This window comes from Methyloversatilis sp., from assembly GCF_965284615.1.
Taxonomy (GTDB): domain Bacteria; phylum Pseudomonadota; class Gammaproteobacteria; order Burkholderiales; family Rhodocyclaceae; genus Methyloversatilis.
Genome location: NZ_OZ260098.1, coordinates 19,828 through 40,965, shown reverse-complemented (window position 1 = coordinate 40,965; position 21,138 = coordinate 19,828). Strand labels below are relative to the sequence as shown.

General features: G+C 67.2%; 21 protein-coding genes and 1 pseudogene. 19 read left to right on the top strand and 3 right to left on the bottom strand.

Annotation, left to right across the window (positions count from 1 at the left end; genetic code table 11):
• The first annotated feature begins 6 nt into the window (after positions 1–6).
• From yidC to ACQ66H_RS00200, 3 genes are all read left to right on the top strand, one after another.
• On the top strand, positions 7–1,650 hold the full coding sequence (gene yidC / locus ACQ66H_RS00210; RefSeq protein WP_430432307.1) for a membrane protein insertase YidC: 1,644 nt from the start codon (positions 7–9) through the stop codon (positions 1,648–1,650).
• A 137-nt stretch (positions 1,651–1,787) separates the two neighbouring features.
• Positions 1,788–3,146, top strand: coding sequence for a tRNA uridine-5-carboxymethylaminomethyl(34) synthesis GTPase MnmE (gene mnmE / locus ACQ66H_RS00205; RefSeq protein ID WP_430432306.1), 1,359 nt, complete (start codon positions 1,788–1,790; stop codon positions 3,144–3,146).
• Positions 3,147–3,177: 31 nt separating this feature from the next.
• A complete protein-coding gene (locus ACQ66H_RS00200) occupies positions 3,178–3,942 on the top strand; it encodes a sulfite exporter TauE/SafE family protein (protein WP_430432305.1) in 765 nt (254 codons plus the stop codon).
• A gap of 34 nt (positions 3,943–3,976) precedes the next feature.
• Here ACQ66H_RS00200 and ACQ66H_RS00195 read toward each other — a convergent pair whose 3' ends face one another.
• A complete protein-coding gene (locus ACQ66H_RS00195) occupies positions 3,977–4,282 on the bottom strand; it encodes a hypothetical protein (RefSeq protein WP_198291407.1) in 306 nt (101 codons plus the stop codon).
• Between the two features lie 164 nt (positions 4,283–4,446).
• On the opposite strand from ACQ66H_RS00195, the gene mnmG reads away from it, so the two are divergent.
• The 4 genes from mnmG to ACQ66H_RS00175 are packed head-to-tail and all read left to right on the top strand — an operon-like array spanning position 4,447 to position 8,694.
• Entirely contained in the window at positions 4,447–6,336 is a 1,890-nt protein-coding gene (gene mnmG, locus ACQ66H_RS00190; protein WP_430432304.1) for a tRNA uridine-5-carboxymethylaminomethyl(34) synthesis enzyme MnmG, read from the top strand.
• Between the two features lie 53 nt (positions 6,337–6,389).
• Positions 6,390–7,031 carry a 16S rRNA (guanine(527)-N(7))-methyltransferase RsmG gene (gene rsmG, locus ACQ66H_RS00185; protein WP_019916078.1) on the top strand — a complete coding sequence of 214 codons (642 nt, stop codon included), beginning with the start codon at positions 6,390–6,392 and terminating at the stop codon, positions 7,029–7,031.
• Positions 7,032–7,037: 6 nt separating this feature from the next.
• Positions 7,038–7,808 carry a ParA family protein gene (locus ACQ66H_RS00180; RefSeq protein WP_430432303.1) on the top strand — a complete coding sequence of 257 codons (771 nt, stop codon included), beginning with the start codon at positions 7,038–7,040 and terminating at the stop codon, positions 7,806–7,808.
• Positions 7,809–7,836: 28 nt separating this feature from the next.
• Entirely contained in the window at positions 7,837–8,694 is an 858-nt protein-coding gene (locus ACQ66H_RS00175; RefSeq protein WP_430432302.1) for a ParB/RepB/Spo0J family partition protein, read from the top strand.
• Between the two features lie 337 nt (positions 8,695–9,031).
• On the opposite strand, the gene ACQ66H_RS00170 is transcribed toward ACQ66H_RS00175, so the two are convergent.
• Both ACQ66H_RS00170 and cobT read right to left on the bottom strand, forming a co-directional pair.
• Positions 9,032–9,796 (bottom strand): adenosylcobinamide-GDP ribazoletransferase, encoded by a 765-nt coding sequence (locus ACQ66H_RS00170; protein ID WP_430432301.1) that lies wholly within the window; start codon positions 9,794–9,796, stop codon positions 9,032–9,034.
• A gap of 31 nt (positions 9,797–9,827) precedes the next feature.
• A complete protein-coding gene (gene cobT, locus ACQ66H_RS00165) occupies positions 9,828–10,877 on the bottom strand; it encodes a nicotinate-nucleotide--dimethylbenzimidazole phosphoribosyltransferase (protein WP_430432300.1) in 1,050 nt (349 codons plus the stop codon).
• A gap of 99 nt (positions 10,878–10,976) precedes the next feature.
• Between cobT and ACQ66H_RS00160 the strand changes: the two genes are divergently transcribed.
• The 12 genes and pseudogenes from ACQ66H_RS00160 (at position 10,977) to ACQ66H_RS00105 (ending at position 20,961) form a co-directional block, all read left to right on the top strand.
• Complete coding sequence (locus ACQ66H_RS00160; RefSeq protein ID WP_430432299.1) at positions 10,977–11,852, top strand: DMT family transporter; 876 nt, start codon at positions 10,977–10,979, stop codon at positions 11,850–11,852.
• A gap of 178 nt (positions 11,853–12,030) precedes the next feature.
• On the top strand, positions 12,031–12,360 hold the full coding sequence (locus ACQ66H_RS00155; protein WP_430432298.1) for a c-type cytochrome: 330 nt from the start codon (positions 12,031–12,033) through the stop codon (positions 12,358–12,360).
• A 156-nt stretch (positions 12,361–12,516) separates the two neighbouring features.
• A complete protein-coding gene (locus tag ACQ66H_RS00150; RefSeq protein ID WP_430432297.1) occupies positions 12,517–13,446 on the top strand; it encodes an acyl-CoA desaturase in 930 nt (309 codons plus the stop codon).
• A gap of 243 nt (positions 13,447–13,689) precedes the next feature.
• Positions 13,690–13,953, top strand: a pseudogene (locus tag ACQ66H_RS00145) (nidogen); the annotation flags it as partial.
• Between the two features lie 67 nt (positions 13,954–14,020).
• On the top strand, positions 14,021–14,875 hold the full coding sequence (locus ACQ66H_RS00140) for a nidogen-like domain-containing protein (protein ID WP_430432296.1): 855 nt from the start codon (positions 14,021–14,023) through the stop codon (positions 14,873–14,875).
• Positions 14,876–15,020: 145 nt separating this feature from the next.
• Complete coding sequence (locus tag ACQ66H_RS00135) at positions 15,021–16,223, top strand: branched-chain amino acid ABC transporter substrate-binding protein (protein WP_430432295.1); 1,203 nt, start codon at positions 15,021–15,023, stop codon at positions 16,221–16,223.
• Between the two features lie 118 nt (positions 16,224–16,341).
• Positions 16,342–17,265: a branched-chain amino acid ABC transporter permease gene (locus tag ACQ66H_RS00130; RefSeq protein WP_430432294.1), complete on the top strand. Its 924-nt coding sequence runs from the start codon at positions 16,342–16,344 to the stop codon at positions 17,263–17,265.
• The gene (locus tag ACQ66H_RS00125; RefSeq protein ID WP_430432293.1) at positions 17,262–18,362 is read left to right on the top strand and encodes an ABC transporter permease subunit; all 1,101 of its coding nucleotides are present in this window, start codon (positions 17,262–17,264) and stop codon (positions 18,360–18,362) included. Before ACQ66H_RS00130 ends, ACQ66H_RS00125 begins: the two co-directional genes overlap by 4 nt.
• Positions 18,359–19,135, top strand: a complete 777-nt coding sequence (locus tag ACQ66H_RS00120; RefSeq protein ID WP_430432292.1) for an ABC transporter ATP-binding protein — start codon at positions 18,359–18,361, stop codon at positions 19,133–19,135. Before ACQ66H_RS00125 ends, ACQ66H_RS00120 begins: the two co-directional genes overlap by 4 nt.
• Positions 19,128–19,829 carry an ABC transporter ATP-binding protein gene (locus ACQ66H_RS00115; RefSeq protein WP_430432291.1) on the top strand — a complete coding sequence of 234 codons (702 nt, stop codon included), beginning with the start codon at positions 19,128–19,130 and terminating at the stop codon, positions 19,827–19,829. The genes ACQ66H_RS00120 and ACQ66H_RS00115 overlap by 8 nt, the downstream gene beginning before the upstream one ends.
• Positions 19,830–19,832: 3 nt before the next feature.
• Positions 19,833–20,042, top strand: coding sequence for a hypothetical protein (locus ACQ66H_RS00110; protein WP_430432290.1), 210 nt, complete (start codon positions 19,833–19,835; stop codon positions 20,040–20,042).
• A 91-nt stretch (positions 20,043–20,133) separates the two neighbouring features.
• A complete protein-coding gene (locus tag ACQ66H_RS00105; protein ID WP_430432289.1) occupies positions 20,134–20,961 on the top strand; it encodes a DNA ligase in 828 nt (275 codons plus the stop codon).
• Positions 20,962–21,138 lie beyond the last annotated feature (177 nt).

Below are 21,138 nucleotides of genomic sequence, written 5' to 3'. Positions count from 1 at the left end.
CCGACGATGGATACCCAACGCTCCGCCCTGTTGATCGTTTTCCTGTTTTCGCTGTTCATGTTGTGGGACGGCTGGCAGCGTTTCAACCAGCCGCCGGCTGCTCCGGCCGTGGCCACCGACGCGGCGGCTGCGCAGTCGGCCGGCGCCCAGGCGCCGGTGCCGACGGTGAGCAGCGCCGCCGCACCGTCCGACGTACCGCAGACGACGGCTGTCGCCCAGACCGCCGCGGCGCGCGTCGTGACCGATCTGTTCATCGCTGACGTGTCGGCGGAGGGCGGCTCCATCATCCGCCTCGAACTGCTCAAGCATCACGCCGGTCCCGAGTCCGAAGGCAATTTCGTGTTGCTGGACAACGGTGGCGCCAATCTCTACCACGCGCAGAGCGGTCTGATCGGCGACGGCATGCCGACGCACAAGACGGTGTATCAGCTTCCGGAGGGTGAGCTGAAGCTGGCCGACGGGCAGGACAAGGTCGAGCTGCGCATGACTGCTGCCGGTCCGGACGGCGTGGCGGTGACCAAGGTGCTTACCTTCACCCGCGGCAGCTACCGGATCGACACCCGTTTCGAAATCGCCAACAACGGCAGCGCGCCGATTGCAGCGCACGCCTATTTCCAGCTGCTGCGGGATGGCAAGGCGGTGTCCGCCGGCACCAGCATGCTGAGCACCTTCACCGGCCCGGCCTTCTATACCGAAGCGGGCAAGTACCAGAAGGTCGATTTCAGCGACATCGACAAGGGCAAGGCCAAGTTCGTCACCAAGGCGCCGGACGGCTGGGTGGCGCTGGTGCAGCACTATTTCGTCAGCACCTTCGTGCCGGCTGCAGGGGTCGAGCGCGAATTCTTCGCCAAGAAGGTCGGTGACAATCTGTACACCGCCGGCGTCATCGTGCCGGTTCAGCCGGCAGCGGCCGGTGCCACCTCGACCGTCGAGGTGCCGCTGTACGCCGGCCCGCAGATCCAGTCCAACCTCGACGCCATGGCGCCGGGCCTGGATCACGTGGTCGATTACGGCTGGCTGAAGATCATCGCTTCGCCGATGCACTGGGTGCTGGAAAAACTGTACGCGCTGGTCGGCAACTGGGGCTGGGCCATCATCCTGCTGACCATCCTGATCAAGGCCATCTTCTTCCCGCTGTCGGCCGCGAGCTACAAGTCGATGGCCAAGCTGCGCCTGGTCACGCCGCGCATGCAGCAGATCAAGGAGCGCCACGGCAACGACCGCGTGCGCATGCAGCAGGAAATGATGGAGCTGTACAAGACCGAGAAGATCAATCCGCTCGGCGGCTGCCTGCCCATCCTGATCCAGATTCCGGTGTTCATCGCGCTGTACTGGGTGCTGCTGGGCAGCGTCGAAATGCGCAACGCACCGTGGATAGGCTGGATCACCGACCTGTCGATCAAGGACCCGTACTTCGTGCTGCCCATCATCATGGGCGTGACGATGTTCGTGCAGACCAAGCTGAACCCGACGCCGCCGGACCCGATCCAGGCCAAGGTGATGCTGTTCCTGCCGGTCATCTTCACCGGCATGTTCCTGTTCTTCCCGGCTGGTCTGGTGCTGTACTGGACGGTGAACAACATCCTGTCGATCGCCCAGCAGTGGCAGATCACACGCATGATCGAGAGCGGGAAGACGGCCAAGGCCTGACATCTGCCTGACTGACTGACGGCTGTACTGCGGCGAGGGCGCCGCTCCTGCGGGATTCCGGCGATGATGGCCGGATCGCCGCGGGGGCGGCGCCCTCGCCACGACAGCGCCCCGAAAACCTGACCTGACCGATCGCCATGTCCGCTCGCCCGACCGACACCATTGCCGCCATCGCTACCGCACCGGGTCGCGGTGGCATCGGTGTGGTCAGGGTGTCCGGGCAGGGCGCGGCAACGGTCGCCCGCGGCATGCTCGGACGGCTGCCCGACGCGCGGCACGCGACCTTCGCGAAGTTCGTCGCGGCGGATGGCGCCATCATCGATCATGGCATCGCGCTGTGGTTCGAGGCGCCGGCGTCCTATACCGGCGAACACGTGCTCGAACTGCACGGCCATGGTGGAACAGCCGTGCTGCAGGCGGTGCTCGCACGCTGCTTCGAACTGGGGGCGCGACCGGCACGACCGGGTGAATTCACCGAGCGCGCATTCCTCAACGATCGCATCGACCTTGCGCAAGCCGAAGCGGTGGCCGATCTGATCGAAGCGACGACGACGTCGGCGGCACGTTCGGCAATGCGCTCGCTCGATGGCGAGTTTTCCCGCCACGTGCACGCGCTCGAGGATGCGCTGGTCAATCTGCGCATGTTCGTCGAGGCGACGCTGGACTTCCCGGAAGAGGATGTCGAATTCCTCGAACAGGCCGGCGCACGTAACAAACTGGCCGAGGTGATGACCGCGCTCACTGCCTTGCGCGAACGCGCCCGCTGTGGCGCGGTGTTGCGCGAAGGGCTGACCGTCGTGCTGGCCGGTGCGCCCAATGTGGGCAAGTCCAGTCTGCTTAATGCGCTGGCGGGTGAAGACCGCGCCATCGTCACCGATATCGCCGGCACCACCCGCGACACCTTGCGCGAACTGGTCGCCATCGACGGCGTGCCGGTGCATGTGATCGATACGGCGGGCCTGCGGGAGACCGACGACCCGGTGGAACAGGCGGGCATTGCCCGCACCCGGCGCGAGCTCGAACGGGCACACGCGGTGGTGCATCTTGTCGATGCACGCAGCGGCTTCGATGCCGAAGCGCAGGCGATAGACGCTGCGCTGCCGGCGGGTCTTCCGCGCATTCGCGTGTTCAACAAGATCGATCTGAGCGGCGAGCAGGCGAGGGAGGAAGAACACGCTGGCGTCCTGACGGTCTGGCTGTCGGTGCGCGTCGGCGAGGGCCTGGATCTGCTTCGGCGTGCGCTGCTCGATCGCGTGGCCTGGCACGGTGGCGCCGAGGACGCGCTGGCAGCGCGCACCCGTCACCTGCACGCGCTCGACAGGGCGGTCGAGCATCTGGATATCGCCGCGCGCTGCATTGCCGGCGAGGTGCTGCAGCTTGATCTGTTCGCCGAGGAACTGAGGCTGGCGCACCGCGCATTGGGGGAGATTACCGGCGAGTTCACACCGGACGATCTGCTCGGCGAAATCTTCTCGCGCTTCTGTATCGGTAAGTGATGAGGATGTTTCACGTGAAACATCACGCGTCATGCTGACCGAACTGGTCATCCTGTGCGCCGGTGCCTTCTTTGCCGGGCTCGTCGATGCCATGGTCGGCGGCGGCGGTCTGGTTCAGGTGCCGCTGCTGTTCAACGTCTTTCCAGGGACCGCACCGGCAACACTGTTTGGCACCAACAAGGCGGTCAGCATCGTCGGTACGACCTTCGCCGCGCGCCGCTATCTGGGCCGGGTGGAGATGGACTGGAAGGTGTTGTGGCGCGCAGCGCTTGCCGCCTTTGTCGCGTCGTTCGCCGGTGCGGCGGCGGTCGGCATGTTCCCTCCGCAGATGCTGAGGCCGGTCGTGATCGTGCTGCTGGTTGCGGTACTCGCCTACACGCTGAAGAAGAAGGATTTCGGGGTGCTCCGTGCCGAGGCGGCGGCGCATCGCCCGAAGCCCATACTCGCGCTGGTGCTCGGCGCGCTCATCGGTTTCTACGATGGTTTCGTCGGGCCGGGCACCGGCAGCTTCCTGATCTTCCTGTTCGTGCGCTGTTACGCCTGGGATTTCCTTCGCGCATCGGCGGCGGCCAAGGTCGTGAACGTCAGCACCAACCTTGCAGCGTTGGCCTGGTTCGTACCGGTCGGCGCCATCATGGTGAAGGTGGCTGCCGCGATGGCGGTTGCCAATCTCGCGGGCGCCTGGGTCGGTGCCCACCTCGCGATAAAGAACGGCGCATCTTTCGTGCGCCGTGTATTCATCGTCGTTGTGTCGGTACTGATCGCACGACTGGTGTGGGACACCGTCGCTGCATGAACCGCGTGATGTTCCACGTGGAACATCACGTCCGTCAGAAGCCGATGCGCACCGGCGGAAGGATGATGGTCACGCCATCGTGGTGACGGTAGTGAGGGCGCGGCGCGTAGCCGTAATAGGGCGCCGGTGCATACACCGGCGCCGGGTAGTAGCCATAGCGCACGCTCGGGCCATGGTAGTGATGGTGGTGATGGTGCCGATCGCGGTGCTTCCAGTGACCACCATGCTTGTGATGGTGACCGCCGTGGTAGCCATGGCGTCGATGATCGTCACGATCTGCCATCGCGTTGCCGCTGAAGGCCAGCGTCAGTGCAGCCAGTGCAGTGCCAAGCGCTTTCATGATCATTCTCGTGTGGGGAACACGCTGCAAGCCTAGATTGCAGAAACGCTTTGTGCGGTAAGCAACTGTAAGGCAGTGAAACGGTGTCAACCTTTCTGCCTTTATGTTGCGGGCCCAAGGTCGTATCATTCAGCCCCTTCGCCCTCTTTTGCATTGCAGCGAACATGGATTTTCCGACCCGTTACGACGTGATCGTCATCGGTGGCGGCCACGCCGGCACCGAAGCCGCGCTCGCTGCCGCACGGGTCGGTGCGCGCACGTTGCTGCTGACGCACAACATCGAAACGCTGGGCCAGATGTCCTGCAATCCGTCGATCGGCGGCATCGGCAAAGGTCACCTGGTGAAGGAGGTCGATGCGCTGGGAGGCGCGATGGCGCTGGCCACCGACGAAGGCGGCATCCAGTTCCGCATCCTCAATGCGAGCAAGGGCCCGGCGGTGCGCGCCACGCGCGCCCAGGCGGACCGCATCCTGTACAAGGCGGCGATCCGCAGCCGGCTCGAAAACCAGCCAAATCTCGACCTGTTCCAGCAGGCGGCAGCCGACCTGATCATGGAAGGCGAGCGCGTCGCCGGTGTGGTGACCGAGGTGGGCATCCGCTTCCACTCGAAGGCGGTGGTGCTGACCGCCGGCACTTTCCTGAATGGCCGCGTGCACGTCGGCTTGCAGAATCATTCGGCGGGCCGGGCAGGGGACCCGCCGGCCATCCGTCTGGCGGAGAAGCTGAAGGAACTGGCTTTGCCGCAGGGCCGGCTCAAGACCGGCACGCCGCCCCGCATCGACGGACGGACGATCGACTATTCGGTCATGCAAGCGCAGCCGGGTGACGACCCGGTGCCGGTGTTCAGTTTCATCGGCTCGCGCGACATGCATCCGCGACAGTTGCCGTGCTGGATGACCCACACCACGCTGCGCACGCACGACATCATCCGCGGCGGGCTCGACCGTTCGCCGATGTACACCGGCGTGATCGAAGGCGTCGGCCCGCGCTACTGCCCGAGCATCGAGGACAAGATCCACCGCTTCGCCGATCGCGACAGCCACAACATCTTCCTCGAACCGGAAGGCCTGACCACGCACGAGGTGTACCCGAACGGGATTTCGACCTCGCTGCCCTTCGATGTGCAGGTTGATCTGGTGCGCAGCATTCCCGGTCTCGGAAACGCGCACATCCTGCGCCCGGGCTATGCAATCGAGTACGACTACTACGATCCGCGCGGCCTGAAATCGTCGCTCGAAACCAAGGCGATCGAAGGTCTGTTCTTTGCCGGCCAGATCAATGGCACCACCGGCTACGAGGAAGCGGCGGCGCAAGGACTGCTCGCCGGACTGAATGCGGCACGGCAGACCAAGGGCCTCGAATCCTGGTGCCCGCGCCGCGACGAAGCCTATCTGGGCGTGCTGGTCAACGACCTGATCACTCGCGGCGTGGCCGAGCCCTATCGCATGTTCACGTCGCGCGCCGAGTACCGCCTGAGCCTGCGCGAAGACAACGCCGACCTGCGCCTGACCGACGCCGCACGCACGATGGGCCTGATCGACGACTTGCGCTGGGATGCCTACAACCGCAAGCGCGACGCCATCGCGGCAGAGGAACAGCGACTGCGTTCCACGTGGATCCGCCCGGACACGCTGCCGGCGGAGGACGCACAGCGCGTGCTGGGCAAGGCGATCGAGCGTGAATACACGCTGTTCGATCTGCTGCGCCGCCCCGACGTGAGCTACGCGTCGCTGATGACGCTGCCCGGTGCGCCGGCGCCGATCGATCACGCGCAGGCCATCGAACAGCTCGACATACTTGCCAAGTACCAGGGCTATATCGACCGCCAGCAGAACGAGGTTGACAAGCTGCGCGCGACCGAAGACACGCGCCTGCCGGACGACATCGACTACGGCGCGGTCGGCGGTCTGTCGCGCGAAGTGCAGCAGAAGCTCACGCTGCACCGGCCCGAGACTCTCGGCCAGGCTTCGCGCATCCAGGGCATCACGCCGGCGGCGATTTCGCTGCTGCTGGTGTACCTGAAGAAGCGCGCCGCCGTGCGCAGCGCGGCCTGAACACCCCGGCCGCCAGGCCGGACAGATTCGAAGTACCCGGAAACCATCCGCCCATGACCTTGCAAACCGAACTCGACGCCGGCCTTGCCGCACTTGACCTGCCGCTCACCGCGACAGCCCGTACCCGTCTGCTGCGCTACATCGCACTGATGGCCAAGTGGAACGCGGTCTACAACCTGACCGCGATACGCGAAGAATCCCGCATGCTCACCCACCACCTGCTCGACGCGCTGTCGGTCGAACGCTTCCTGCCGGAAGGCGCGAAGCTGGCCGACATCGGTTCCGGCGGTGGCGTGCCCGGCATTCCGCTGGCGATCGCCCGCAGCGATCTCGACGTCGTGTCGATCGAGCCGAACTCGAAAAAGGCGTCCTTCCAGCAGCAGGTGCGCATCGACCTCGGCCTTGAGAATTTCGACGTGCAGACCGCGCGTGCCGAGCAGGTGACGTTGCCGGAAGGGTGCGACTTCATCATTTCGCGCGCTTTCGGCGACCTCGCCGACTTCATCAAGGTGGCCGGCCATCTGCTGAAGCCAGGTGGCCACATGCTGGCGATGAAGGGCGTCTATCCGGACGAGGAAGTGCGCGCCATCCCGAAGGGCTGGGCGTTGCTGCGCTCGGAAGAACTGCAGGTGCCCGGTGTCGAAGGCGCCCGCCACCTGCTGTGGCTCGCCCGCGAACTGCAGTCGGACGGCTGAGCCGGCATGCCGTACATCTTCGCAGTCGCCAACCAGAAGGGCGGGGTGGGCAAGACCACCACCAGCGTGAACCTCGCCGCCGCGCTCGGTCAGGCCGGCCAGCGTACGCTGCTGGTCAACCTCGATCCGCAGGGCAACGCCACGATGGGCGCCGGCGTCAACAAGCGCACACTGAAGTCCAGCGTTTATCAGGTGCTGGTTGGCCTGTCTTCGCTGGCCGACGCGCGCGTGACCAGTCCGCATGCCGGGCTGGATGTGCTGCCGGCCAACCGCGATCTGGCCGGCGCCGAAGTCGAACTGGTCGGGCTGGAGAATCGGGAAAATCGATTGAAAAAGGCGATTGCCGAGCACGCAGCCGATTACGATTTCGTGCTGATCGACTGCCCGCCCAGCCTCAGCCTGCTCACGCTGAACGGCCTGTGCGCGGCGCACGGCGTCATCATCCCGATGCAGTGCGAGTACTACGCGCTGGAAGGTCTGTCCGACCTGGTGAATACGATCAAGAAGGTGCACGCCAACCTGAACCGCGACCTGAAGATCATCGGCCTGCTGCGCGTCATGTTCGACCCGCGCAGCACGCTGTCGCAGCAGGTGTCCGGCCAGCTCGAATCGCATTTCGGCGACAAGGTGTTCCGCACCCTGGTGCCGCGCAATGTGCGGCTGGCCGAAGCGCCCAGCTACGGCATTCCCGGTGTGCTGTTCGACAAGAACGCCAAAGGTGCGCAGGCCTACAGCGCCTTCGCACAGGAAATGATCGAGCGCGTGAAGAGCTTCTGATCGACCCACGACAACAATACCGAACGCCATGACTCCTCCCAAACTCAAGGGCCTCGGCCGCGGCCTCGATGCGCTGCTGGCCGGCAACACCGGTGAATCCGGCAATTCGGGCGAACTGCGCACGCTGGAGGTCGGCCTGCTGCAGCCGGGCAAATACCAGCCGCGCACCCGCATGGATCCGGGTTCGCTCGAAGAGCTGGCGGAGTCGATCAAGTCGCAAGGCATCATGCAGCCCATCATCGTGCGCAGCGTGGGCGGCGGACGATTCGAAATCATCGCCGGCGAACGCCGCTGGCGCGCTGCGCAGCTGGCCGGCCTGAGCGAAGTGCCGACGCTGGTGCGCGACATCCCGGACGACGCCGCGCTGGCGATGAGCCTGATCGAGAACATCCAGCGCGAGGATCTGAATCCGCTGGAAGAGGCGGCCGGCGTGCAGCGCCTGATCGACGAATTCGGCATGACACACGAACAGGCGGCCAACGCCATCGGCCGTTCGCGCTCAGCCACCACCAATCTGCTGCGCCTGCTGCAGCTGGCCGAACCGGTGCAGGAACAGCTGGTGACCGGCGACCTCGACATGGGCCATGCGCGCGCGCTGCTGAGCCTGCCCAAGGCCGATCAGATCGCCTTCGCCAATCGCGTCGTCGCCCAGGGCCTGACCGTGCGCGACACCGAAAAACTGGTGGCGCGCGGCGGTCTGGCCGAGCAGGGTACCAAGGCAAAAGCCGAACCTTCGCGCGACCTGGCGCGGCTGGAAGAGGAACTGTCGGACATCGTCGGCGCGCCGGTGGCGATCGCCGCCAACGCGCGCGGCGCTGGCAAGCTGGTCATCCGCTTCAACGACCTCGACCAGCTGGATGGCCTGATCGCGCGGCTGCGCGGCTGACGCGAGGGCTCACGACACCCGGCCTCAGGCTTCGATCCAGGCCCTGATCGCGAGCAAGCTCGCTCCCACAAAAAACCGGCGCCGGCCGTGAATTGGGCGCCCGCTCCTGTGGGCGCGGCCTTGGCCGCGACGCGGCGGTGATGGTCCGCCGGCTTCGATGCCGGCTGATTTCGGGGTCAGAAGACCCCTCCCACAGAACCTCGCTCTGGCTCCGGCCGTGAATCGGGCGCCCGCTCCTGTGGGAGCGGCCTTGGCCGCGACAGGGCGGCGACGGGCCGCAAGCTTCGGTTCAGGCTACTCGGGCGAGCAAGCTCACCACCACCAGGCCTAACCGCGGTCAGATCCGCGCGCTCAGCGCCACGTACACCGCCAGCTCCGCCAGTTGCTGCACGGCGCCCAGGCAGTCGCCGGTGTAGCCGCCGATGCGGCGCTGGAAGTGGCGGGCCGCGGCGACGGTGACGAGCAGCGCCAGCCCGATCACCAGGGCGATCTGTACCGGTGCGAGCAGTGACAGCGGCGCCAGACCGCACAGTGCTGCCCACAGCATGCCGCCGCCCGACAGCTTCACCGCCAGCGGTTTGGCGCGCGATACGCCGTCCGGGTCTTCGTCACGCGCGTAGCGCATCAAGTAAATCAGCGCGGTTGCGCACAGCCGCGACAGCGGATGCGCGACCAGCAGCGCGACGACCGCGCTCGCCAGCGGCAGCGCGGACAGCGCCGCCAGCTTGCCGGCCAGCATGAGCACGATGCCGAGGGCGCCGTACGCGCCGATGCGCGAGTCCTTCATGATGGTCAGGATCTGTTCGTGCGACCAGCCGCCGCCGAAGCCGTCGCACACGTCGCCCCAGCCGTCCTCGTGGAAGGCGCCGGTCAGTCGTATCGTCACAGCGGTTGACAGCACGACCGCGAGCGCGGCCGGCAGTACCTGCCCGGTCGCCCACAACACAGCGGCGCCGGCGGCGCCGACCACCCAGCCCACCGCCGGGCACCAGCGTGCGCTGGCGTTCATCAACTCGTTCGACCAGCCGACCCAGGCCGGCACCGGCAGCCGCGTGAAGAAACGCAGCGCGTTGAAGAACAGTTCGAGTTCGCGGCGGATCATCGGCGTGTCACCGTGGCGACCAGCGTGTCCTTCACGCCTTCGACACGCCAGCGGACTCGAAACTGGCCATGTCACGCAGGATGGCGGCCGCCGCGCGGACCAGCGGCCAGGCCAGCGCGGCACCGGTGCCTTCGCCGAGGCGCAGGTCGAGGTCGAGCAGGGGCAGTGCCTGCATGTGCTCGAGCTGGATGGCGTGGCCGCGCTCCTGCGAGCGGTGCGAGAACACGCAGTAGTCGCGCAGCGCCGGCGCGTGTGCCTGCGCGACCAGCGCGGCGGCCGAACTGATGAAGCCGTCGATCAGCAGCAGCATGCGCGATTGCGCGGCGCCCAGCATGGCGCCGGCCATGGTCGCGATCTCGAAGCCGCCGAAGGCGGCGAGCACCGAAAACGCGTTGCGCGGACCGTCGTAGCCGGCAGCCAGTCCGGCCAGCACGCGCTTCTTGTCGGCCAGCGCGGCGTCGCCCAGACCGGTGCCGCGGCCGACGCAGTCGTCCATCGCTGCACCGGTCAGCAGATGGGTGATCAGCGAGGCGGACGCGGTATTGCCTATGCCCATTTCGCCGAAACCGAGCACACGAGCACCACCGGCCGCGATGTCGCGGGCGATGCGGGCGCCGTTGTCCAGCGCCTGCGCGCACTGCGCAGGTGTCATCGCCGGGCCGTCGAACCAGCTGGCGGTGCCGTGCGCCACCTTGGCGTCGATCAGGCCGTCGCGGGGGCCGAAGTCGTGCGCCACGCCGCAGTCGGCGATGTGCAGCGCCATGCCGCCCTCGCGCGCCAGCACGTTGATGGCGGCGCCGCCGGCGAGGAAGTTCTCGACCATCTGCCAGGTCACGTCGGCCGGGTAGGCCGACAGGCCGCGCCCGCGCGCGTCGCGCAGCGTGCCGTGATCGCCGGCGCACACCAGCAGGTGCGGCCGGCCCGGCTCGGGTGCGGTCGAGCCCAGAACCTGACCGACCTGCAGTGCCAGCGCCTCCAGTCGGCCAAGCGCGCCGAGCGGCTTGGTCTTGTTGTCGAGGCAGGCCTGCAGCGTGACGGACAGGTCGGGGGCGGGCGGGGCGAGGTCGAAGCGGGGCGTCATGATGTTCCGGCGGCAGCAGATGCAGGCCGGCAGTTTAGCCGGCTGGCGGGCCGGGCGCCGGCCGGCGACAATGGCGGCCCGCTTCGACCCCGCTCCGCCGTGCGCACCCGTGTCGAATTCCTGCTGCTGGCGCTGATCTGGGGCGCGTCCTTCGCGCTCTACCGTGTCGCCATCCCCGAACTGGGTCTGCCGCTGACCGTCGGGCTGCGTCTTGCGTTGGCGTCGATGGCGCTGCTGGCGCTGTTTGGCTGGCCCTTGCGCGACGTTGCTGCAGGCCAGCGTCGTCGGGTGAGCGGCTGGCTGCTGCTGACCGGAGCCGGCAGCACGGCGCTGCCCTTCGTGCTGTTCGCCGAGACGGTCATGCGCTCCAGCGCCGGCTTTGCCGCGGTGCTGAACGCGACCTCTCCGCTTTTTTCGGCGCTGCTCGGCGTGTGGGTGTGGCGCGAGGCGCTGTCGCGCCCGAAGCAGCTGGGCCTGCTGCTCGGTTTTGCCGGCGTCGTGCTACTGGCCGGTCTGCGCGAGGTCGGCGGACTCAAGGTCGGACTGGACGCGGTGGCGCTTGGGCTGATCGCGTCGGCCTCCTACGGCCTGTGCGTGCAGTGGGTGCGACGCCACCTGCACGACGTGCATCCATCGGCCGTGGCCACCGGTATTTCGCTGGTCGGGGCGCTGCTGCTGCTGCCGTGGGCGCTGGCGTCGCTGCCCGATCATCTCCCCTCCTGGCGCCCCTTGCTGGCGGTAGCGGTGCTCGGACTGGTGTCAACCGCACTGGCCAACGCGCTGTATTTCCGCCTCATCGGCCGCATGGGGGCGACGCAGGCGTTGAGCGTCACTTTCCTGATCCCGCCCTTCGCCATGCTGTGGGGCCATCTGCTGTTCGACGAGCGGCCGACGCTGGCGATGCTGGCGAGCACCGTCATCATCCTGGTCGGTACGGCGCTCAGCCTGGGCTGGCGGCGAACGTCCGGGCGCTGATCCCGGTCAACGCGCGGCGGCTGGCCGTCGTTGTATCTGGGGCAGGCTGCACGGCACGCTCTTGTTCACCTGCTGTCGGCTGGCTTAGACTTGCGGGCCGCGCCGCCGAGCCTGCGCCGGATCTGCCCGGCCCCGCGACCCACTGAACGTTGGATCAACCACTCCGTCGAGGAACACCATGAAAACCCTGATTTCCGCCGTCGTCTGCGCCGCAGCGCTCGTGAGCGCGCCGGCTTTCGCCAGCAAGGACCTGGCCACCGCCAAGGGCTGTCTGGCCTGTCATTCGCAGGGCGCTGACACCAAGATCGGTCCGGGCTACCAGGCTGTCGCGAAGAAGTACGCCGGCCAGAAGGACGCCGAAGCCAAGGTCGCCGCTTTCATCAAGGCCGGTACGCCGGCCGGTACCAAGCCGTCCTGGGGCGGTCCGATGCCGATGCCCGCGCAATCGGCACTGTCGGACGCCGATGCCAAGACGTTGGCTGCCTGGGTGCTTGCCGGCGCCAAGTAAGCGGATCGTCGGGCACCGAAAGAGCCGGCCGTATGGCCGGCTTTTTTCGTTGACCGCTCGAAATGGGGGCAAGGGGCGGCTGTATTCGACGCATCGGCTGCAATACCCCGCTTGCTAGACTCGCGCCCGGCACCCCCTTTCCGGAGAAGGTCGAGCATGAGCGCAACAGCGTCCCGCACGCATTACGGCAAGCAGGTCACCGAGTCGATCAACCAGACACGGGTGCGCTACGTCATCCTGTTCGCTGCCGCGATCGCCACCCCCTTCATCTATCCGCCGACCTGGCCGCTGGTGTGGCTGGCGCTGGCGAGCTACGCAGTGCGCATGTTCGGCGTCGAAGGCATCTACCACCGCTACTTCTCGCACCGCGCCTTCAAGTGCTCGCGCCCGGTGCAGTTCATCCTTGCGGTGATTGCCTCGCAGTGCGGCCAGCACGGTCCGCTGTGGTGGGCGTCGGTGCATCGCCACCACCACCAGAATGTCGAAACCCCCGACGACCCGATCTCGCCGCGCCAGCACGGCCTGTTCCATTCGCACGTCGGCTGGGTCTGGTGCGAGCGCTACAAGGACACTGATCTCGACGTCGTGCCCGACTTCGCGCGCTACCCGGAAATCCTCTGGGTGAACAAGCACTACACGCTGCTCATGCTGTCCGGCGCCTTCTTCATATGGCTGCTGGCGCAGGCAGGTGCCTTCGGTCCGACCGTCAGCGGCGGTGCGGCGCTGATGTGGGGCTTCTTCCTGCCCACCGCGCTTGGCGTGCAGACGGTGTCCATGGTCAATTCGGTCGGTCACTTCCGCTTCATGCCGGGCGGCTACCGCCGCTACGACACCGATGACGACTCGGTGAACCGCCCCCTGCTCGCGTTGCTCACCTTCGGCGGCGGCTGGCACAACAACCACCACCGCTACGGCGCCAGCGCGCGTGCCGGCTTCGCCTGGTACGAAATCGACGTCACCTTCTACATCCTGAAGGCGATGGCCGCGCTCGGCCTCATCAGCGATCTGCGCGAACGCCTGCCGGACGACGTGCGCGAAGAGGGCGGGCTGGGCCCGCTGCCGGCCGGCGACAAGGTGCGCAGCTGAGCGATCACGCGCAATGCGTCAGCCGTGACCCGCATCACGCATCGCCTCAGCTCACATCAGGCCGTTTCGAGCGGTGTTGTGCTACGGACTTCCGGACGGTCGTGTCGGCCCGCCTTACACCGCTGAAACGGCGTGCCGCCGCCATATGCCGTAGGTCGATGATCCGAAAGGACTAATACTAAAGTCATACGTTTTGGCACATGACTTGCTGACGCCCGGTCGAACATTACCGGAGCGTTACAGATGAAATTCCGCACCCTTCTCCTGCCCGCGCTGATCGCCACGCTGTCCGGCGGCGCGCAGGCTGTCTCAATGCTCGACTTCGGCGTGGGCGACCGTGGCTACGGTACGCAGTTTCTGGCCGCCAACGACGACGGCTCGACCAACCAGCTGCCGCTGCCGTTCGACATCGATTTCTTCGGTCAGACCTTCAGCAATTTCTTTGTCAACAACAACGGCAACATCAGCTTCCTGTCGGCGATCGGCACCTACACGCCCGACCCCTTTCCGATCTCCAGCCAGCCGATGATTGCGCCCTTCTGGGGTGACGTTCAACACGCGCGGCACCGGCAATGTGTGGATCCATTCGCCGAACGCCAACACGCTTGCAGTCACCTGGGATGCCGTCGGCTACTACAGCTCCGCGACCGACAAGACCAACAGTTTCCAGCTGGTGCTGCGCAACCAGGGCGGCGGCAATTTCGACGTCAACTTCCGCTACGAGCGACTGGAGTGGACCACCGGTGACGCCAGCGGCGGCTCGAATGGCCTGGGCGGCATTCCGGCGCAGGCCGGCTACGACGCCGGTGACGGCGTCAATTACCTGACGCTGCCCGGTTCGCGCACCGGCGACGTGCTGAACCTGCAGCACACCACCAATGTGGCAGGCGGCGAAGCCGGCCTGTGGTCGTTCGCGATCCGCAATGGTCAGCTGCCGGGCTCCTCGGCCTCCAACCCGCTGATGCCGGTGGCCAGCGACGAGGGCTGGAACTTCGACTTCAACGTGGTCGCCGGCACGCCGGTGTTCATCGATCCGGACATCGCCATCGGCTACGACTACATCGTCAACGGCGGCCCCTCGATCACCTCGGTGTTGCTGCCGACCTTCGGTGACGGCCTGTACGACCTGTGGCTGTGGAACGGCGAAGCCTGGGTGGCGAGCGGCGACGTGCTGACCGGCGGCGTCACCTTCACCTTTGCCGAGGCGGTCACCCGTTTCCGCATCCTCGGCATCGAGGAGGGCGCGGCGCTTGATCCGCTGAACCCGACCGCCTTCGTGACCGGCCTCACCTTCAGCGAGACCGGCCCGGTGTCGATGTCGCAGAACCCCATCGTCGTGACGGTGCCGGTTCCCGAGCCGGAAACCTATGCGATGTTCCTCGCCGGTCTCGGTCTGATTGCCGCCGCGCGTCGCCGCATGGCACGCTGATTGCCGTTCGTTGATGCAGACTGACGATGCCGGTGCGCTTGTGCGCACCGGCATCGTCGTTTCTGCCGCATCCAAATTGACGCTCCGGGCGCCCGCCCGCAAAATCCGGGGCTGACAACCTTTCAGCCCCTCGCGGAGATTCCACATGACCCTGATCACCCCGTCGCGCCCGCTGTCCGCACTCGTGGCCCTGTCGGCCTGCCTGCTCGCCGCCTGCGGTCCGAAGGAAGAGGCCGCCGTGCCGGCCGTGACCGCCGATGCCGGCGAGGCCACGATCACCATCCGCCTCGGTCATGTGGCGCCGCTGACCGGCCCGCAGGCCCACCTCGGCAAGGACAACGAGAATGGTGCGCGACTGGCCATCGACGATCTGAATGCCGAGAAGATCCTGATCGGCGGCAAGGTGGCGAAGTTCGAACTGCTGGGCGAGGACGACCAAGCCGATCCGCGTCAGGGCACCACGGTGGCGCAGAAGCTGGCCGATGCCCGCGTGCATGCGGTGATCGGTCACCTGAACAGCGGCACGACGATTCCTGCGTCGCGCATCTATCACGACGCAGGCATCGTCCAGGTGTCGCCGTCCGCCACCAATCCGACCTATACGCGGCAGGGCTACAAGACGGCGTTCCGCGTGTTCGCCGACGACGTGCAGCAAGGCAGCGTGCTCGGCAGCTTCGCCATGAGCAAGCTGGGCGCGAAGAAGATCGCCATCATCGATGACCGCACCGCCTACGGTCAGGGCCTGGCCGACGAGTTCGAGAAGGCGGCCAAGGCGGCCGGCGCCGAGGTGGTCACCCGCGAATACACGACCGACAAGGAAACGGACTTCGCCGCCATTCTGACCAAGGTGAAGTTGACCAAGCCCGACCTCGTGTTCTACGGCGGCATGGACACCCAGGCCGGTCCGATGGCGCGTCAGCTGAAGACGCTGGGCATTACCGCGCCGATGCTGTTCGGCGACGGCGCCTGCACGGTTGAATTCCACAAGCTGGCAGGCGAGGGCGCCGAAGGCCACTACTGCTCGCTGCCCGGTGTGCCGCTGGACCAGATGGCGGGTGGCACCGCCTTCCGCGACCGCTACAAGGCGAAGTACAACACCGACATCCAGCTCTATGCCCCCTATGCCTATGACGCGGTGCGCGTGGTGGCCGAGGCGATGAAGCAGGTCGGCTCGACCGAAACGGCGAAATTCCTGCCGGCGCTGGCGGCGCTGAACTACCCGGGTCTGAGCGCGCAGATCCAGTTCGACGAAAAGGGCGACATCAAGGACGGCGCGGTCACGCTGTATCAGGCCAAGGGCGGCGCATGGTCGGCGCTCGAAACGATGGGCGGCAAGCCGAGCAACTGAGCGCCAACTGAGCGGCACAATGCAGTCCTGCGCGTCCGCAGCGGCCCCGGGCCGGGCGGCGCGCATCGCCGGCGCCTGATCGGCGCTTCCATCTTCTCCCGGCCTCCCTCGATACCTCGTGGACATCTTCATCCAGCAGATCATCAACGGTCTGGTGCTCGGCAGCATCTACGCGCTGGTCGCCCTCGGCTACACGATGGTCTATGGCATTCTCGGCCTGATCAATTTCGCCCATGGTGAAGTGGTGATGATCGGCGCGCTGACCGCGCTGACCGCCATTGGCCTGCTGGTGCCGAGCGGCCTGCCCGGCCCCGCCGTCGTGCTCGGCGGTCTGCTGATCGCGATTCCGGTGTGCATGGCGGTCGGCTTCACGATAGAGCGCGTCGCCTACCGGCCGCTGCGCAACGCCCCGCGGCTGGCGCCGCTGATCACCGCGATCGGCGTGTCCATCGTGCTGCAGCAGCTGGCGATGATCGGCTGGGGCCGCAACTACCACACCTTTCCACCGCTGCTGCCGGCAGCACCGCACCAGTTCCTCGGCGCGGCCATCACCGACCTGCAGATCATCATCATCGCCACCGCGGCGGCGCTGATGGCGGCGCTGGTCTGGCTGGTCACCCGCACCCGGCTCGGCCGTGCGATGCGCGCCACCGCCGAGAACCCGGCGGTGGCGCGGCTGATGGGCGTGGATGTTGACCGCGTCATTTCCTTCACCTTCGTACTCGGCTCGGCACTGGCCGCGGTGGCCGGCGTCATGGTGGCGGCCAACTACTCGATCGCGCATTACGCGATGGGCTTCATGCTCGGGCTGAAGGCCTTCACCGCGGCGGTGCTGGGCGGCATCGGCAACCTCGGCGGCGCCATGCTGGGCGGTCTGCTGCTGGGCATCATCGAAAGCCTGGCCGCCGGCTACATCGGCGACCTGACCGGCGGTTTCCTCGGCAGCCATTACAAGGACGTGTTCGCCTTCTTCGTGCTCATCCTGGTGCTGGTGTTCCGGCCGTCCGGCCTGATGGGCGAGAAAGTGGCGGAGCGCGCATGAGCGTCGATCCGAAACTGAAGGCCAGGCTGGGCGTCGTGCTGATCGGCGTGGCACTGGCGGTGCTGCCCTTCGTCGTCGGTGCCGGCTTCGGCAATTCCTGGGTGCGCATCATCGATTTCGCGCTGCTCTACATCATGCTGGCGCTCGGGCTGAACATCGTGGTCGGTTTCGCCGGCCTGCTCGATCTCGGCTACATCGCCTTTTACGCGGTCGGTGCCTATCTGTATGCGCTGCTGTCCAGCCCGCATCTGGCGATCGCCTTCCCGCAGGTTTTCGCCGCCGCGCCAGGCTGGCCGGTGTGGGCGGTGCTGCCGCTCGGCGCGCTGGTCGCGGGCCTGTTCGGCGTGCTGCTGGGCGCGCCGACGCTGAAGCTGCGCGGCGACTACCTGGCCATCGTGACGCTGGGCTTCGGCGAAATCATCCGCATCTTCCTGAACAACCTGAATGCGCCGGCCAACATCACCAACGGCCCGCAAGGCATCAACAACATCGCCGCCGCGCAGATCGGCGGTCACGCGCTGAACCGGCCGCTGGAGCTGTTCGGCTTCACGCTGCCCGGTGTGTACCTGCAGTATTACTTCTTCCTCGCGCTGACCCTGATCGTCGTCTTCGTCTGCATGCGGCTGCAGGATTCGCGGCTGGGCCGCGCCTGGGTCGCCATCCGCGAGGACGAGGTCGCCGCGCGCGCCTGCGGCATCAACACGCGCAATGTGAAACTGCTGGCCTTCGGCCTCGGTGCCACCTTCGGCGGCGTGGCCGGCGGCCTGTTCGCCGGCTTCCAGGGCTTCGTCAGCCCGGAATCCTTCGGCCTGCTCGAATCCATCATGGTGCTGTGCATGGTGGTGCTCGGTGGCATGGGCAATATCGCCGGTGTCATCCTCGGTGCGGTGCTGCTGGCGCTGCTGCCCGAGGCGCTGCGCTGGGGGGCGGTGCCGCTGCAGCAGACGCTGTTCGGCAAGGTGCTGATCGATCCGGAATCGCTGCGTCTGCTGCTGTTCGGCATCGCGCTGGTGGTCGTGATGCGCTGGCGCCCGGCCGGGCTGTGGCCATCGGCGCTGCGCAAGCGCGAACTGGCGGCGCACGGGGAGGCGGCATGAGCACGCCCCTGCTCGAAGCGAGCGGCATCAGCAAGCGCTTCGGCGGCGTGCAGGCGCTGCGCGACGTGTCGCTGGCGATACGCGCCGGCGAGGTGTACGGCCTGATCGGGCCCAATGGCGCCGGCAAGACCAGCTTCTTCAACGTGCTGACCGGCCTGTACAGCGCCGACCAGGGCGAGGTGCGCTTCAATGGCCAGCCGCTGCCGCTGGGCGTGCCGCACCACATCGCCGGTGTCGGCATCGCCCGCACCTTCCAGAACATCCGGCTGTTCGGCGCGATGAGCGCGCTGGAGAACGTGATGGTGGGCCGCCACATCCGGCTGCGCACCGGCGTGCTCGGCGCCATCCTGCGTACGCCGGCGGCGCGGCGCGAGGAGGCCGACACCGAGGCGCGCGCGCATGCGCTGCTGCGCTATGTCGGCATCGACCGTCTGGCCAACCAGCAGGCCACCCATCTGAGCTACGGCGACCAGCGCCGGCTGGAGATCGCCCGCGCGCTGGCCACCGAACCGAAGCTGCTGGCGCTGGACGAACCGGCCGCCGGCATGAACGCGACCGAAACCGTTGGTCTGCGCGCGCTGATCGAGAAATTGCGCGGCGACGGCATGACCGTGCTGCTGATCGAGCACGACGTGAAACTGGTGATGGGGCTGTGCGACCGCGTCGCGGTGCTCGATTACGGCGAGAAGATCGCCGAGGACGTGCCGGACGTGGTGCGGCGCGACCCGCGCGTGATCGCCGCCTATCTCGGTACGGAGGCGGCAGATGCTTGAGGTGCGCGCACTGGAAGTGCATTACGGCGGCATCTGCGCCGTGCGCGGCGTTGACCTCGATGTCGCCACCGGCGAGAAGGTGGCGTTGATCGGCGCCAACGGCGCCGGCAAGACCAGCACGTTGAAAGCCATCGCCCGCATGCTGCCGGCGCGCGGCAGCGTCAAGCTGGATGGCGAGGCGATCGAGCACGCGCCGCCGCACCTGCTGGTGCGCAAGGGCCTGGCGCTGGTGCCGGAAGGCCGCGGTGTATTCGCCCGGCTGTCGGTGCTGGAAAACCTCGAGATGGGCGCCTACGTACGCGACGACAAGGCGACCATAGCCGCCGATATCGAGCGCGTGTTCGGCCTGCTGCCGCGGCTGAAGGAGCGCGCAGGGCAGACCGCCGGCACGCTGTCCGGCGGCGAGCAGCAGATGGTGGCGATCGGCCGCGCGCTGATGAGCCGGCCACGCATCCTGCTGCTCGACGAGCCGTCGATGGGGCTGTCGCCCATCATGGTTGACACTGTGTTCGAGGTGATCCGCGAAGTCGCGCGCGAAGGCGTCACGCTGCTGCTGGTCGAACAGAACGCGCGGCTCGCGCTGTCGCTGTGCGACCGCGGCTGCGTGATGGATGGCGGCGAAATCACGCTGACCGCACCGGCGGCCGAACTGCTGGACAACCCGGCGGTGCGCGCCGCCTATCTCGGGGAGTAAGCCGTGATTCGCCCGATCGCCGCCATCACCGTGCTGACCTGCGTACTGGCGGGCTGCAGCAGCCGGCAGGTCTATGACAGCGCGGCCGGCTGGCGCCAGAACGAGTGCGACCGCATCGTCGATGCGGCCGAACGCAGCCGCTGCCTGGATACGGCGAACCTCGAATACGAGCGCTACCAGCGCGAGCGCGACAAGGCCGGCGAAGCGCGCTGAACGTCCGCAACAAGCTGCACGAGTGCGCGCCTCGGCGTTTGCCATTGTCATGAAGCGGGATAATCGCGGCTCCGTCACCGGAGTCCCGACCATGCGCGTGCTGCTGTTCTGTCTTTGCGGCTTGTTTCCGTCATTCGCTGTCGCCGACCCGCTGCCGCCGATGCTGGCGCAGCGTGCGCCCGCCGACATCGACCCGACGCCCTACTGGATAAGCGAAAAGCTCGACGGTGTCCGCGCCCGCTGGGACGGGCAGGCGCTGCGCCTGCGCAACGGTGCGGCCGTCGCCGCGCCGGCGTGGTTCGTCGTACCGCTGCCCGGATACCCGCTCGACGGCGAGCTGTGGCTGGGGCGTGGCCGCTTCGACGAGCTGTCCGGCATCGTCCGCCGTGAGCGCTCGACCGACGCCGACTGGCGCGCGGTGCGCTACATGCTGTTCGACCTGCCGGGTGCCGACGGCGATTTTTCGCAGCGGCTGGCGCGTATGCAGCAGCTGGTCGAGGCGATCGGTGTCAACTGGATACGCGTCGTGCCGCAGCAGCGACTCGCCGACCGCGCCGCGCTGCAGGCGCTGTTCGACGCGGTCGTCGCCGGTGGTGGCGAGGGCCTGATGCTGCACCGGGCCGACGCGCACTGGACAGCCGGCCGCAGCGACGCACTGCTCAAGCTCACCCCCTTTCTCGACGCCGAAGCAACCGTGCTCGCCCACCTGCCGGGCAAGGGCCGTCATCGCGGCCGGCTGGGTGCGCTCGAGGTGACCGACGCAGCGGGTCGCCGTTTCCGCATCGGCAGCGGCTTCACCGACGCCCAGCGTGCGGCGCCGCCGGCCATCGGCGCCGTCGTCACCTACCGCTATCGTGAGCTGACGCCGCGCGGCCAGCCGCGCTTTCCGGTTTTCCTGCGCGAGCGCCTGCTGCCCTAGCGCATGCCGAGGGAAGCAGTCCCGGGCGCGGCGATGCCGATGGGCGCAAAGGCGGGGATGTGCACCCGATCGAACGAGGCGATCGTCCTCACCGCGTCGCTGCGGCCGCAGCGACTGAGGCAGGGTGTTTACGCTGCGATGCCGGACACGGAGGCATTTGCATGCACATCAAACACA